The sequence below is a fragment of the Microbacterium sp. JZ37 genome, assembly GCF_035188445.1.
In the GTDB taxonomy this organism is placed as follows: Bacteria; Actinomycetota; Actinomycetes; order Actinomycetales; family Microbacteriaceae; genus Microbacterium; species Microbacterium barkeri.
Window position 1 is genome coordinate 1,106,405 of the sequence record NZ_CP045253.1, and the last position, 13,389, is coordinate 1,119,793.

Annotated in this window: 12 protein-coding genes; 7 read left to right on the plus strand and 5 right to left on the minus strand. The window is 74.3% G+C overall.

Annotation, left to right across the window (positions count from 1 at the left end):
* The first annotated feature begins 155 nt into the window (after positions 1-155).
* From GC092_RS04950 to GC092_RS04960, 3 genes are all read left to right on the plus strand, one after another.
* Positions 156-476, plus strand: a complete 321-nt coding sequence (locus tag GC092_RS04950; protein WP_271172827.1) for a WhiB family transcriptional regulator — start codon at positions 156-158, stop codon at positions 474-476.
* A 74-nt stretch (positions 477-550) separates the two neighbouring features.
* Complete coding sequence (locus GC092_RS04955; RefSeq protein ID WP_324014276.1) at positions 551-3,340, plus strand: glycosyltransferase; 2,790 nt, start codon at positions 551-553, stop codon at positions 3,338-3,340.
* On the plus strand, positions 3,337-4,713 hold the full coding sequence (locus GC092_RS04960; protein ID WP_324014277.1) for a DUF5719 family protein: 1,377 nt from the start codon (positions 3,337-3,339) through the stop codon (positions 4,711-4,713). Before GC092_RS04955 ends, GC092_RS04960 begins: the two co-directional genes overlap by 4 nt.
* A gap of 4 nt (positions 4,714-4,717) precedes the next feature.
* Here the strand turns inward: GC092_RS04960 and GC092_RS04965 are convergent, their stop codons facing one another.
* Positions 4,718-5,176 carry a hypothetical protein gene (locus tag GC092_RS04965; protein ID WP_271172824.1) on the minus strand — a complete coding sequence of 153 codons (459 nt, stop codon included), beginning with the start codon at positions 5,174-5,176 and terminating at the stop codon, positions 4,718-4,720.
* Positions 5,177-5,247: 71 nt separating this feature from the next.
* Here GC092_RS04965 and GC092_RS04970 point away from each other — a divergent pair, with 71 nt between their 5' ends.
* Positions 5,248-5,454, plus strand: a complete 207-nt coding sequence (locus GC092_RS04970) for a DUF3499 family protein (RefSeq protein ID WP_271172823.1) — start codon at positions 5,248-5,250, stop codon at positions 5,452-5,454.
* Positions 5,455-5,471: 17 nt separating this feature from the next.
* Here GC092_RS04970 and GC092_RS04975 read toward each other — a convergent pair whose 3' ends face one another.
* Positions 5,472-6,467: a stage II sporulation protein M gene (locus GC092_RS04975; protein WP_324014278.1), complete on the minus strand. Its 996-nt coding sequence runs from the start codon at positions 6,465-6,467 to the stop codon at positions 5,472-5,474.
* 16 nt (positions 6,468-6,483) lie between these two features.
* Here GC092_RS04975 and GC092_RS04980 point away from each other — a divergent pair, with 16 nt between their 5' ends.
* Positions 6,484-7,305, plus strand: a complete 822-nt coding sequence (locus GC092_RS04980; RefSeq protein WP_324014279.1) for an RDD family protein — start codon at positions 6,484-6,486, stop codon at positions 7,303-7,305.
* A 7-nt stretch (positions 7,306-7,312) separates the two neighbouring features.
* Here the strand turns inward: GC092_RS04980 and GC092_RS04985 are convergent, their stop codons facing one another.
* A complete protein-coding gene (locus tag GC092_RS04985) occupies positions 7,313-8,068 on the minus strand; it encodes an aquaporin (protein WP_271172821.1) in 756 nt (251 codons plus the stop codon).
* Between the two features lie 127 nt (positions 8,069-8,195).
* On the opposite strand from GC092_RS04985, the gene GC092_RS04990 reads away from it, so the two are divergent.
* A complete protein-coding gene (locus GC092_RS04990) occupies positions 8,196-8,657 on the plus strand; it encodes a Fur family transcriptional regulator (RefSeq protein ID WP_416383293.1) in 462 nt (153 codons plus the stop codon).
* Between the two features lie 33 nt (positions 8,658-8,690).
* Positions 8,691-10,955 carry a catalase/peroxidase HPI gene (gene katG / locus GC092_RS04995; RefSeq protein WP_324014280.1) on the plus strand — a complete coding sequence of 755 codons (2,265 nt, stop codon included), beginning with the start codon at positions 8,691-8,693 and terminating at the stop codon, positions 10,953-10,955.
* Positions 10,956-11,142: 187 nt separating this feature from the next.
* Here katG and GC092_RS05000 read toward each other — a convergent pair whose 3' ends face one another.
* The gene (locus GC092_RS05000) at positions 11,143-12,447 is read right to left on the minus strand and encodes a DUF58 domain-containing protein (RefSeq protein ID WP_324014281.1); all 1,305 of its coding nucleotides are present in this window, start codon (positions 12,445-12,447) and stop codon (positions 11,143-11,145) included.
* 16 nt (positions 12,448-12,463) lie between these two features.
* Positions 12,464-13,387 (minus strand): AAA family ATPase, encoded by a 924-nt coding sequence (locus GC092_RS05005; protein WP_324014847.1) that lies wholly within the window; start codon positions 13,385-13,387, stop codon positions 12,464-12,466.
* Positions 13,388-13,389: the final 2 nt, after the last annotated feature.

The window sequence follows — 13,389 nt, forward strand, 5'->3', positions numbered from 1 at the left end:
GACACGCCTCGCCGACACGCCGACACGCCCGGTGAACCTTCAATCTCCCCTTCAGGGTTTACGATCCGCGACTTGACCTATCCGAATCACACGGTTGTAATTAGGTGCACACGCTGCCCGCGTGGGGGGATAGGACAAGGGGTGGGAGAGCGACGATGGCGACTTCGCAGTATCGATCCGGAGTTCCCGACAACTGGTTCGTGGATCCGGTCGACCTCGGTGTTCCCGGAGTGCGGCCTGCGACCGAGGAGGACACGGCGCTCGCCTGGCAGAGCGACGCGCTGTGCGCCCAGACGGACCCCGAGGCGTTCTTCCCCGAGAAGGGCGGCTCGACCCGCGACGCGAAGCGCATCTGCGCGACGTGCGACGTGCGCGCCCAGTGCCTCGAGTACGCGCTCCAGAACGACGAGCGGTTCGGGATCTGGGGCGGCCTGAGCGAGCGCGAGCGCCGCAAGCTCAAGCGCCGCGCGAGCTGACCCGCCTGGGAATCCGCCCGCCCGGCGCGCCGGTGGACGGCTCGACGCGGCCCCCGGCTTAGGCTTGCCGGGTCATGCCCGCCGCAGTCCACGCCGTCCTCGTCGCGCGCTCATCCCCGGAAGCCGTGAAGGTGCTCGGCCGCACCCTCGAGGCCGTCCGCTCGCAGACCCGTCCGGTCGACGCGCTCACGATCGTGGTGTGCGGTCCGATCGCTCCCGTGCGCGAGCTCGTGTCGGCGTCCGGCGCCGAGGGCGTGATCGAGGCGTCCGCCGCGACGCCGTTCGCGGCCGCCGTGGAGTTCGCGATGCGACGCGTCACGCCCGGGGCGTCGGTCTGGCTGCTCGCCCATGACGCGACACCCGATGCCACCGCCCTCGCGGCCCTCGCGGGCGAGCTCGAGCGCGGGCCGTCGATCGCGATCGCCGCCCCCAAGCTCGTCGACGCGGACGACGTCGACCGCATCGTCTCCCTCGGGCAGAGCATGACCCGGTTCGGCCGCGCCGTCGAGCTCGCCGACGGCGAGTTCGATCAGGGGCAGTACGACGCGCTCGACGACGTGCTCGGCTCCGACATCCGCGGCGTGCTCGTCCGCGGCGAGGTCGTCGCCGACCTCGTGCCCGATCGCGCGCTCCTCGGCGTCGACGAGGGCCTCGACCTCGGTGTGCGCGCGCACCTCGCCGGCCGGCGCGTCGCGCTCGTCCCGCGTGCCCGCGTCGCCGTGCCGAGACCGGCGCGGAAGCGGATGCGCGACGACTTCCGTCAGCGCACCGCCCAGCTGCATCGCCGACTCGCGTACGCGCCCGCCTGGGCCGTCCTGCTGCACTGGCTCTCCTTCCTGCCGCTCGCCCTGTGGAAGACGGCCGTCCAGCTCATCGCGAAGAACCCGGCCTTCGTGCCCGCCGAATGGGCGGCCGCGATCGTCGCGATGGCCCGGATCCCGGCCGTGGCGCGCGCGCGCATCCGCCGGACGCGCCGTGCCTCGTGGGCCGCGGTCGACGCCCTCCGGGCCACCCGCGAGAGCCTGCGCGAGCGACAGGCCTCCCACGACCATCCGATCGTCCGCCGCGAGCTGCGCTTCTTCAGCGGCGGCGGCGCGTGGGCCGTGCTCGCCGCCGGCGTCGTGAGCGTCGTCGCCTTCCTCGCGCTCCTGTCCTGGCCGGGCGTCGCGGGCGGCGCTCTGCTGCCCCTCGCGCGCACCGTGTCGGGGCTGTGGGCCGAGGCCGCCTTCGGCCGCCGCGCGGTCGGGCTCGACGTCGTGTCGCCGGCCGACCCGTTCGCGGCCGTGACTGCCCTGCTGGGGTCGCTGTGGCCGGGCAGCCCGTCGTTCGCGCTGCTCGCGCTGTGGCTGCTCGCCCTCCCGCTGGCGGTGCTCGGGGCCTGGTTCGCCGCGACGCGCGTCACGGTGCGCTCGGGGCTGCGTGTCGTGATGGCGGCGCTGTGGGCGCTCGCCCCGAGCTTCCTCTCGGCGCTCGTCGACCCCCGTCCTGCGGCGGTCCTCGTGCACCTGCTCCTGCCGTGGCTGCTCTTCGCCGGCGCCGCGGCGCACCGATCCTGGGGTGCTGCCGGCACCGCGTCGCTCCTGCTGGCCGCGGTCGTCGCGTGCGCGCCGTCGCTGGCACCTGCGCTCGTCGTCGTGTGGGCGCTCGGGCTCGTCCTGACCTGCGCGCTGCGCCCGCGGGGCATCGCGCGCGTCGTGTGGACGCTCGTCCCCAGCGCGGCGCTCGCGTTCCCGGTCGTCCTCGCGCAGCTCGATCGCGGGACGCCGTGGGCGCTGCTGGCCGATCCCGGGCGACCGTGGGCAGGACCCGTGCTCGCGGCCGATGAGCGCTGGCGGATCGCGCTGGGCTTCCCGACGTCGGACCCGGGCGGATGGGGCGGCTTCCTCGCCGGCCTCGGGCTCCCGGCCGAGACGTGGTGGGTGCCGATCCTGCTCGCGCCGGTCGCGCTCGCCGCGCTCGTCGCGCCGCTCACCCGCCGCTGGCGGGCGGGGATCGCGATGATCGTGATCGCCGTGCTCGGCCTCGCGACGGCCGGCGCCGCACTGTCCGTCCAGGTCGCGTGGGCGCAGTCGCAGCCCGTCGCCGTCTGGCCCGGTGCGGGGCTCAGCCTCGCGTGGCTCGGCATCGTCGCGGCAGCGGTCATCGCCTTCGACGTCGGCTTCGCGCCGCGCGCGGTCCTGCGCGCCGCCGCGCTCATCGCGACCGCGTGCGTGCTGCTGGCCGCCATCCCTTCGCTCACCGCCGTCCACCGCGGGCAGGCGGCGCTGCGCAGCGGAACCGACACGACCCTGCCCGCGTACGTCTCGGCGCAGGCCGCGATCGCCGAGGACGTCGCGACCCTCGTGCTCGCGCCCCAGCCCGACGGGGGCGTCGCGGCATCCGTCGTCTGGGGGGCGAGCGAGACGCTCGGCGGCCAGTCGACGCTGCAGTCCACGCAGCCCGCTCTCTCCGACGGCGACCGGCGCATCGCGGAGATCGCGACCGACCTCGTGGCCGGGTCCTCGGCCGACGCGACCGGGGCGCTCGCCGAGCGCGGCGTGGGATTCGTGCTGCTGGCCGCGGAGGGCGAGGACACCGACGCCGCGCGCGTGCTGCGCCTCTCCGCCGCGACCGCGATCGATCAGCGGGCCGGGCTCGTGCGCGTGGGGGAGACGCCGCGCGGCGTGCTCTGGAGCGTCGACGTCGATCGCGCGCCGCGACCGGCGATCTCGGACGACGACGCGCAGACCGCTCGGGGCATCGCGCTCATCCAGCTCATCGCGGTCGCCGTCGCGCTGCTGCTCGCCGTGCCGACGCCCGCGTCGCATCGCGCGGCTCGCCGGAAGCCGCGCGTGATCGCCGCCGAGTACGAGGAGGTCTCATGAGCAGGGCGACCGTGTCGGCGCGCATCGGCATCGGCGCCGTCGTCTCGGCGGCGGCGGTCGCCGCCGCGCTCGGCGCCGGAGTCGTCCCGTGGCCCGTCGTGGGAGGCGAGGCCCCCGCGGTCGACGTGGCGCCGGCGCCCGCCGAGACGGTGCTCGCATGCGACGGCCCCCTGCTCGCGCTCGGGCGCTCGGCCGAGGACGCGGGCGGGCTCACCGCGGCCGCCGACCCGCGCGTGGTCTCGGGCAGCACGGCCGACGGCGAGCCCGAGCGCGTCGACCTCACCGTCGCGGGCGTCGACGGAGCGGCCGTGCCCGTCTTCCGGCAGAGTCCGGACGGGCGCGAGGCGGTTCCGGTCGCGGCCGCCTCCTCGTTCGAGACCGACGACCTCGACCTCGGCGGCTTCGCGGCGTCCGAGTGCCGCCGACCCCTCATGGAGTCCTGGATCGTGGGGGGCGATGTCACGACGGGCTCCACGGGCATCCTCCTCATCGCGAACCCGACCGACGTCAACGCGGTCGTCGCGCTCGACGTCTTCGGCGTGGACGGCCGGCGCACGCCCGTCGGGTCCGACGCGATCGCCATCCCCGCGGGCGAGCAGGTGGCCATCCCGCTCGCCGGGATCGCCGAGGGCGAGGAGGCGCCGTCCGTCCGGGTGACCGCCGACGGCGCCCCCGTGCGCGTCACGCTGCAGTCGAGCCTCGTGCGCACGCTCGAGCCCGGTGGCATCGACCTGCAGCCATCCGTCGCGCCCGCACCGGTCCAGGCCATCCCCGGCATCAGCGTGACGCGCGAGGCGAGCGAGAGCGAGAACTCGGCGGGGCTCGTGCGACTGCTCTCCACGTCGGACGCGACGGCGACCGTGACCGTGCTGCCCGAGGGCGGGGGATCGCCCGCGCGCGCGCCCGAGCAGGTCGCCCTGACCGCCGACCAGCCGATGTCGGTCGACATCGGCGGACTCCCCGAGGGGCGCTACACGGTGCTCGTCGAGTCGGATCAGCCGCTCGTCGCGGCGGCGTGGCAGGCGACGGGGTTCGGCGCGGGCTCCGACTACGCGTGGTACGCGGCGGCTCCCGCGCTCGATGCGCCGACCGCGTTCGCCGTCCCCGACGGTCCGGGCGCGCGCCTCAGCGTCTACAACCCCGGAGACGAGGACACCGCCGTCTCGATCACGCGCGGCGACGAGTCGCAGACCGTCGAGGTGCCGGCGGGCGGCTTCGCGTCCGTCGAGCTCGCCGAGGCGGGCGTCTTCGTGCTCGACCCTGGGGGGTCGGCCGTGCACGCGTCGGTCGGGTTCGAGAGCGGGTCGGCCCTCGCCGGTCTCCCGGTCGAGCGCGACGCGGCCGCGCCGCAGGACGTCCGCGTCTACCCGTGACCGGTCAGAACCAGCGGTAGCGGTCGGGCGCGAGGTCCCACGGATCGCGGTCGAGGTAGTCGGCCGCCGCGCGGAACACCGCGCCCTCGATCACGAGCCGGCGGTGGAAGTCGTCGGCGCGCGCGAGGCCGATCGAGCCGTGGATGCGGCTGAGCCGCTCGACGGGGATGCGGAAGAGGATGATCCGACGCGCCGCGCGGTCGATGCGCCACCGCGGGATGCCGTCCTCCGATGGCTCGACGGGAAGGCCGGCGATCTCGAAGCTCACGTCGCGCAGCTCGGGCCACGCCCCGCGCAGGTACTCGGCGGCCGAGCCGACGGCGACGTCGAACCGCTCGTAGCGGGTGTCGACGGGCGGCAGCGGAGGGCGCACGATCGAGCTGCGGCCCGTCCGACCGTGGCGGCCGTGCCGTGCCGTCGAGCGCCGCGCGACGGGACGGGGTGCGCGATTCCACCACTTCATGCCTCCCAGCTTAGGCTCGCGCGCTGCGCGTCGTCGCTGTCCGGCGCCGCGGCCTCGATAGGCTGTCCGGGATGCGCGAGAGACTGTGCTCGAAGGTGGGCTGCGCCCGCGAGGCCGTGACGACCATGACCTACGACTATGCCGACCAGATGGCGGCCGTCGGACCGCTCGGCGCGGGCGACGACCCGCACGCGCACGATCTCTGCGCGTTCCACACCGAGCGGCTGTCCGTCCCGCAGGGGTGGGTCGTCTTCCGCCACGAGACCCTGCGCGCCTAGCGGGCGCCCGGCCATCCCTATCCGGAGACGAGCCGCGGCGTTCCCGCCTCGTACTCGGTGAGTCCTCCGGTCTCGCCGGCCCTGGCCGCCCTCCGCCCCACGAAGAGCATGTAGAAGAGGAAGACGCCGAGCGCGAGCGCGCCGATGCCGATCTTGAGCCACCACGGCCAGGGCTGGCCGGTCACGAATCCCTCGACGACGCCCGACAGGGCGAGGGCGAACACGAGCCCGATGGCGATCGTCGCGAGCGAGAGCCCGGCGTCCGCGAGCGCGGCGAGCCGGGTGCGCGGGCCCGGCGCGACGAGAGCCCAGAAGATGTGGAGCCCGGCCGCGCCCGCGACGAAGATGCAGGTCATCTCGAGGAGACCGTGCGGGAGGATGTACAGCACGAACACGTCGCCCCGGTCGAACGCGAACATGACGGCGGCCGCCGTCCCCAGTCCGACCGCGTTCTGCATGAGGACGTAGACGGGGAACACCCCCGTGACGCCGAACAGCACGCACTGCGCGGCGATCCACGCGTTGTTCGTCCAGACCATGCCCGCGAACACGGCGGCCGGGTTCTCGGTGTAGTACTCGGTGAACTGCTCGCGCGCGTAGTGCTCGAGAGCGGCCTGCGGCCCCAGCGAGGCGACGAGGGCCGGGTCGCTCGAGACCCACGCCGCGACGAGGGCCACGACCGCGACGAAGAGCACCGCGATGACGAGCGTCGTCCACCGGACGCGGTACAGGGCCGCGGGGAGCTGGAGGGCGAAGAACCGGGGAAGGGTCCGCAGGACGTTCTCCGGCGCGCCCGTCAGCCGCAGGCGGGCACGCGACAGCATCGTCGAGACGTGGTCGCCCTGCGGCGTGCGCCCCGCGCTCGTCTTGATGTCGGCGAGGTCCGCCGACGCCGCCTGGTAGCGGGCGACGAGCTCGTCGACCTCGGGACCCGTGAGCCGACGGCTCTTCGAGAGCGCGTCGAGCCGCGCCCATTCGCGGGCGCGAGCGGCCGTGAGCGCGTCGAGGTTCACCTGATTAACTGTACGCATGTCGACGCCATCCGCTCCGGCGCGCGCCACGGTGCAGGCGGTCCGTGACGACGAGGTGCTCACGGGAGAGGCCGTCGCGCTCGACATCCAGCCGGTCGGGCTCGTGCTGCGCGCCACCGGCGCCCTCATCGACGTGCTCGTGTCGATCGCGCTCTACGTGCTCTTCGCGCTCGCCGTCTGGCGCCTGCTCGACCTCGGCGTCCTCGACGATGCCACGATGCGCATCGCGCTCGTCGTCATGCTCGTGATCGTGCTCGTCCTCCTGCCGACGACGGTCGAGACGCTCACGAAGGGGCGCAGCCTCGGCAAGCTCGTCGTCGGCGGTCGCGTCGTCCGCTCGGACGGCGGGGCGATCGGGTTCCGGCACGCGCTCATCCGCGCCCTGGTCGGCGTCTTCGAGACGTACATGACCGCCGGGGGGACGGCGCTCCTCGTCGGGATGTTCACGCCGCGCTCGCAGCGTCTCGGAGATCTCGTGGCCGGCACCTACGCCGAGCGCACCCGCACGCCGCGGCTGCCGCCGGCCGACTTCTCCCTCCCGGCGGGCATGGAGTCGTGGGCCGCGATCGCCGACGTCGGGCGGATGCCGGATCGGCTCGGGCGCCGCGTCTCGCAGTTCGTCGCCGGCGCTGGCCGGATGTTCCCCGCCGCGCGCGAGCGCGTCGCACATGACCTCGCACGCGAGATCGCCCCGTTCGTCAGCCCGCTTCCGCCCGTGCCGCCCGAGATCCTGCTGCGCGCGGTCGTCGCCGCGCGGCGCGATCGGGAGCTGCGCGCCCTGGCTCTGCAGGACGAGCGCGTCGCGCGGCTCGCCCGCTGACCTCGGCTCAGCGGCGATCGAGGAAGATCAGGCGGCAGGCGAAGCCGGCGAGCACGGCGCCCACGAGCGGGAAGACGAGGAACGGCCAGAGCTGCGCGAGCGCCGCGCCGCCGCCGTAGACGGCGGTCGCGATCGAGCGGGCAGGGTTGACGGACGCGCCGTCGACGACGATGCCGACGAGGTGGATGAGCGCGAGCGCGAGGCCGATCGCGCCGGGAGCGAGCGCCGTGCCGCGCTCGGGGTGGGTCGCCCCGAGGACTACGAGGACGAGCACCGCCGTCAGGACGACCTCGGCGATGATCGCGGCCGGGAGGTCGAACCCGCCCGGCGACCGCTCGCCCCAGCCGTTGCTCGCGAACCCTCCGTTCTGCGCGGCCTCGAGCCATCCGGCGGGCCCGAACAGGCCGATCAGCACGAGGAGGGTCGTCGCGACCGCACCGCCGATCACCTGGACGAGGGCGTACTTCCACACCTCCGCCCACGGGAACCGTCCTGCCACGGCGAGGCCCAGGGTGACCGCGGGATTGAAGTGCGCACCCGAGACGCCCGCGAACGCGGCGGCGCCCACCGCGGCGGAGAGGCCGAAGGCCGCCGCGGTGGCGAGGTACACGATGCCCGGTGCGAACGCGTCGCCCGCGTCGGCGAGATGCGCCGCGAACAGGGCCGTGCCGACGCCGCCGAACACGAGGAGGAAGGTCCCGACGGCCTCGGCCATGAGGCGCGCAGCGGGCGTCGTGGGGGCGGGGGAGGTGCTCTCGGACATGACATCCTCTCGGGCGGATGGTCTGCTCTCGCTTGCATCGTGGCACACGGTGCCGAGGAGCGGGGCAGGGCGCGTGCATGGTGGGGGACACGCCGGGAGCGGCCCTTGTTTTGAAGAGTTCAAAACGATGGCTAGCATGGACGACGTGACCCTCACCCCGCCCGCCCCCGACGCCGAGGCCGCCATCCGCGCCGTCGGGCTGCGCGTGACGACTCCGCGACGAGCCGTCTACACGGCCCTCGCGACGATGCCGCATGCGCGCGCCGACGAGGTGTTCGACCGCGTGCGCGACACCGTGCCGGGCACGAGCCTGCAGGCCGTGTACAACGTCCTCGGCGACTTCGTCGAGGCCGGACTCGCGCGGCGCATCGAGCCGAGCGGTCAGCCGGGCCTCTTCGAGCTGCGCGTCGGCGACAACCACCACCACGTCGTGTGCACGTCGTGCGGACGCGTCGACGACATCGACTGCGTGCAGGGGGCGGCGCCGTGCCTGCACCCCGCTCACGAGACCGGCTTCCGCATCCAGGTCGCCGAGGTGACGTTCTGGGGCGTGTGCCCCGACTGCGACGCCTCGTCCGGCGACTCCTGACCGACCCCTCCTTCCGCGAACGAAAGGACATCCATGAGCAGCGACACGATCACGGGCTGCCCCGTCATCCACGACGGCTCCGCCGACGACACGACCCGCCTGCCCGCGGCCGACCTGCCGGCGAGCGAGCCGCGCGCCGACCTCGTCCACCCGACCCAGGGCGACCCGAACCGGGAATGGTGGCCAGAGCGCCTGAACCTCAAGCTGCTCGCGAAGAACCCCGCGGTCTCCGACCCGTTCGCGGATGAGGACTTCGACTACGCGGCGGCCTTCCAGTCCCTCGACCTCGCCGCGGTGAAGGCCGACATCGCGGAGACGCTCACGACCTCGCAGCCCTGGTGGCCCGCCGACTTCGGCCACTACGGCCCGCTCATCGTGCGCATGGCGTGGCACAGCGCCGGCACCTACCGGGCGACGGACGGCCGCGGCGGTGCGGGAGCCGGACAGCAGCGCTTCGCTCCGCTGAACAGCTGGCCTGACAACGCGAACCTCGACAAGGCGCGCCGCATCCTCTGGCCCGTGAAGAAGAAGTACGGCAAGAGCCTCTCGTGGGCCGACCTGATGATCCTCGCCGGCAACGTCGCGCTCGAGACGATGGGCCTGAAGACGTTCGGCTTCGCCGGCGGCCGCGCCGACGTCTGGGAGCCGGACGACGACGTGTACTGGGGCGCCGAGAAGATCTGGCTCGGAAGCGACAAGCGCTTCTCGGGCGACCGCGAGCTCGAGAAGCCGCTCGCGGCGACGCACATGGGCCTCATCTACGTGAACCCGGAGGGCCCCGAGGGCGTGCCGGACCCGCTCGCCGCGGCCGACGACATCCGCACCACCTTCCGCCGCATGGGCATGGAGGACGACGAGACCGTCGCCCTCATCGCGGGCGGTCACACGTTCGGCAAGACGCACGGCGCCGCACCCGACACGCACGTGGGCGACAACCCCGAGGCCGCGGGCCTCGAGGAGCAGGGCCTCGGCTGGAAGAGCTCGCACGGCTCGGGCAAGGGCGACGACACGATCACGTCGGGTCTCGAGGTCACGTGGACCTACCACCCGACCCGCTGGGACAACGAGTTCTTCCACATCCTCTTCGGCTACGAGTGGGAGCTCATGGAGAGCCCCGCCGGCGCCAAGCAGTGGCGACCGAAGAACGGCGGCGGCAGCGACATGGTTCCGCTCGCGCACTCGGAGGGCAAGCGCGAACCGCGCATGCTGACGACCGACCTCGCCCTGCGCGAGGACCCGTCGTTCCGCGAGATCTCGCTGCGCTTCCGCGACGACCAGGAGGCCTTCAGCGACGCGTTCGCCCGTGCGTGGTTCAAGCTCACGCACCGCGACATGGGCCCCAAGGCCCGCTACCTCGGCCCTGAGGTGCCCGCCGAGGACCTCATCTGGCAGGACCCGCTCCCCGCGGTGGACCACGAGCTCATCGACGCGGCGGACGCCGTCGTGCTCAAGGAGCAGATCCTCGCGTCGGGCCTCACGGTGGCCGAGCTCGTCTCGACGACCTGGGCCGCCGCGTCGACCTTCCGCGGCGGCGACAAGCGCGGCGGCGTCAACGGCGCGCGCATCCGCCTCGCCCCGCAGAAGGACTGGGACGTCAACAACCCCGAGCAGCTCGCGAAGGTGATCGGCGTGCTCGAGGGCATCCAGGCCTCGTTCAACGCCGCGCAGACGGGCGACAAGCGGGTGTCGCTCGCCGACCTCATCGTGCTCGCGGGCAACGCGGGTGTCGAGAAGGCCGCGGCGGACGCCGGCGTCGAGGTGCGGGTCCCCTTCCACGCGGGTCGCACCGACGCCACGCAGGAGCAGACCGACGTCGCGTCGTTCGGCTACCTCGAGCCCATCGCCGACGGCTTCCGCAACTACACCGGGCCTGACGCGACGCTCCCCGCGGAGTACCTCCTCATCGACAAGGCGAACCTCCTCACGCTCAGCGCGCCCGAGATGACGGTCCTCGTCGGCGGGCTGCGCGTGCTCGGCGCCAACTGGGACGGCTCGCCGTACGGCGTGTTCACCGACCGCCCCGGCACGCTCACGAACGACTTCTTCGTGAACCTGCTCGATCTCGGCAAGACGTGGCGCCCGCTCGACCCGGGCAAGCACGCGTTCGAGGCCACGGACGACGTCACGGGAGAGGTCTTCGGGCGCGGCACGCGCGTCGACCTCGTGTTCGGCTCGAACTCGGAGCTGCGCGCGCTCGCCGAGGTCTACGCGAGCGACGACGCGCACGAGAAGTTCGTGCGCGACTTCGTGAAGGCGTGGACGAAGGTCACGGAGCTCGACCGCTTCGACCTGGCCTGAGCCCCGCCGCGGAGCGGCCCGTCCCCGTCGGGGGCGGGCCGCTCCGCCGTGTCCGGCGTCCGGAGCGGGGTTCTTGCCGCCAAGGGCCGGTGTCGGATGGCGGTGGCGGCCGTTCGGGGCAAGGGCCCGGGGCAAGGACCCGGCGCGGCGGCGCGCGAGGGCGGCCGGCTCCCGGTCGCGGGTGTCCCTACAGGCGCCCGGCCCGCTTGAGCGCGAGGTACCGGTCGGCGACGAGCGGCGGGAGGTCGTCCGGCGACGCCGAGATGGCGTCGGCGCCGGCCCGCTCGATCGCCCGCGCCACGCGCCGCGCGGCCGAGAGCCCGGCCTCGGCTCCGGCTGCCCGGTACACGGCGTCGGCCGACCCCCGCTCGCGCGCCGCGCTCTCGAGGGTCGTGTCGGTGGCGGCGCCGACGAGCACGACCGTGCCGCGACGCGCCGCCGACGGGAGGACGCCGAGGAACGCGCGCGAGGCGTCGACGGACTCCTGGGCCGTGAGCAGCACGAGCAGCGACGGGTGCGGGGCGAGCCGGCGCGCCTGCGCGAGCGCGGCATCCCAGTCGGTGTCGATGAGCTGGGCGTCCACGGGGGCGAGGGCGTCGACGAGCGCGGGCAGGAGCGCCGGCCCCTCGACGCCCGTGACGCGCGCGCGCACGACCCTGTCGAACGCGACGAGATGCACGTGGTCTCCCGCGCGCTGCGCGAGCGCCGACAGGAGGAGCGCGGCCTCGAACGCCGCCTCGAGACGCGTGCTGTCTCCGACGCGCGCAGCGGACGTCCGGCCCGTGTCGATCACGATGACGACGTGGCGGTCGCGCTCGGGTCGCCACGTGCGGAGCATGGTCGTCGACGCGCGGGCTGTGGCCCGCCAGTCGATCGAGCGCACGTCGTCCCCGCGCACGTACTCGCGGAGCGAGTCGAACTCGGTGCCCTGACCGCGGACCTGGATGCTCGTGTTGCCGTCGAGCTCGCGCAGCCGCGCGACGCGGCTCGCGAGGTGGCGGCGGCTGTGGAAGGGCGGCAGGACGCGGATGGCTCCCGGGGCCGCGATCACGGCCTGGCGCCCCGCCATGCCCAGCGGGCCCGCGCTGCGCACGGCGACGAACGCGGAGCGCAGCTCGCCGCGCCGCCGGGGGAGGAGCGGGACGCGGTAGGCCCGGGACTCGCCGGGCGGCACGTCGATCGCCAGGCGCTCGGCGGGAGCCCCCGCGGTCGGCTGCCACGCGTCCCGCGCGCGCCCGCGCAGGCGGCGCTGGCCCGTGTTCACGAGGCGGACGAGGGCAGACGCCGGCTCGCCCAGCCGGACGCGGGCCGGGGCCTCGCGCAGCACGCGGAGGGCGCGCGGGTCGGCCGCGGCGGCGACGTCGGCGACGAGCACCGCCGCGCACACGACGAGCCACATCGCGAGCACGGCCCATGGCGCCGAGCCGCCCAGCAGGACGACGGGCACGATCCCGCAGCCCACGAGCACGGCGAAGCGGCCGGTCAGGTACATGGCGACCTCCGCGCGCTCAGAGCGGGACCGGCGTCTGCTGCAGCACGGAGGTCAGCAGGGCCTCGACCGAGACGCCCTCGATCTCGGCGTCGGCTCGGAGGCGGATGCGGTGTCGCCACACGGGCACGATCATCGCCTGCACGTGATCGGGCGTGATCGCGGGGTAGCCGCCGAGCCAGGCCCATGCCTTGGCCGCCGCGAGCAGAGCGGTCGCCGCGCGCGGGCTCGCGCCCAGCTGCACGGAGGGGCTCTGCCGGGTCGCGCGCGCGAGGTCGACGATGTAGGTGAGCACGTCGTCGGTGACCGTCACCGCCTCGACCGCCTGCTGCGCGGACGCGATGTCGGACGCCGTCACGACCGCCTCGACCCCATCGAGCGCGCGCGGCGAGAAGCCGTCGGCGTGGCGGCGGAGCACGGCGACCTCGGCATCGCGCGCGGGCACCTCGACGACGAGCTTCATGAGGAACCGGTCGAGCTGGGCCTCCGGAAGCGTGTACGTGCCCTCGTGCTCGATCGGGTTCTGGGTCGCCGCCACGAGGAACGGGGCCGGCAGCGGGCGCGTGACGCCGTCGGTCGAGACCTGCCGCTCCTCCATCGCCTCGAGCAGGGCGGCCTGGGTCTTCGGAGGTGTGCGGTTGATCTCGTCGGCGAGGAGGATGTGCGTGAACACCGGGCCCTCGCGGAACTCGAACTCGCCCGAGCGGGCGTCGTAGATGAGCGAGCCGGACACATCGCCCGGCATGAGGTCGGGCGTGAACTGGACGCGCTTGGTGTCGAGGCCCAGGGCCCGGCTGAAGGTGCGCACGAGGAGCGTCTTCGCGACGCCGGGCACGCCCTCGAGCAGCACGTGGCCGCGGGCGAGCAGCGCGATGAGCAGGCCGCTCACGGCGCCGTCCTGGCCGACGACGGCCTTGCCGATCTCCTGGCGCACGCGCCCCATCG

Coding starts and splice junctions, on each gene's coding strand:
- GC092_RS05005 (WP_324014847.1), bottom strand. CDS start 13,387: ATGGGGCGCGTGCGCCAGGAGATCGGCAAGGCCGTCGTCGGCCAGGAC.
- GC092_RS04990 (WP_416383293.1), top strand. CDS start 8,196: ATGGCTAGCATGGACGACGTGACCCTCACCCCGCCCGCCCCCGACGCC.
- GC092_RS04965 (WP_271172824.1), bottom strand. CDS start 5,176: ATGAAGTGGTGGAATCGCGCACCCCGTCCCGTCGCGCGGCGCTCGACG.
- GC092_RS04980 (WP_324014279.1), top strand. CDS start 6,484: ATGTCGACGCCATCCGCTCCGGCGCGCGCCACGGTGCAGGCGGTCCGT.
- katG (WP_324014280.1), top strand. CDS start 8,691: ATGAGCAGCGACACGATCACGGGCTGCCCCGTCATCCACGACGGCTCC.
- GC092_RS05000 (WP_324014281.1), bottom strand. CDS start 12,447: ATGTACCTGACCGGCCGCTTCGCCGTGCTCGTGGGCTGCGGGATCGTG.
- GC092_RS04960 (WP_324014277.1), top strand. CDS start 3,337: ATGAGCAGGGCGACCGTGTCGGCGCGCATCGGCATCGGCGCCGTCGTC.
- GC092_RS04985 (WP_271172821.1), bottom strand. CDS start 8,068: ATGTCCGAGAGCACCTCCCCCGCCCCCACGACGCCCGCTGCGCGCCTC.
- GC092_RS04970 (WP_271172823.1), top strand. CDS start 5,248: ATGCGCGAGAGACTGTGCTCGAAGGTGGGCTGCGCCCGCGAGGCCGTG.
- GC092_RS04955 (WP_324014276.1), top strand. CDS start 551: ATGCCCGCCGCAGTCCACGCCGTCCTCGTCGCGCGCTCATCCCCGGAA.
- GC092_RS04950 (WP_271172827.1), top strand. CDS start 156: ATGGCGACTTCGCAGTATCGATCCGGAGTTCCCGACAACTGGTTCGTG.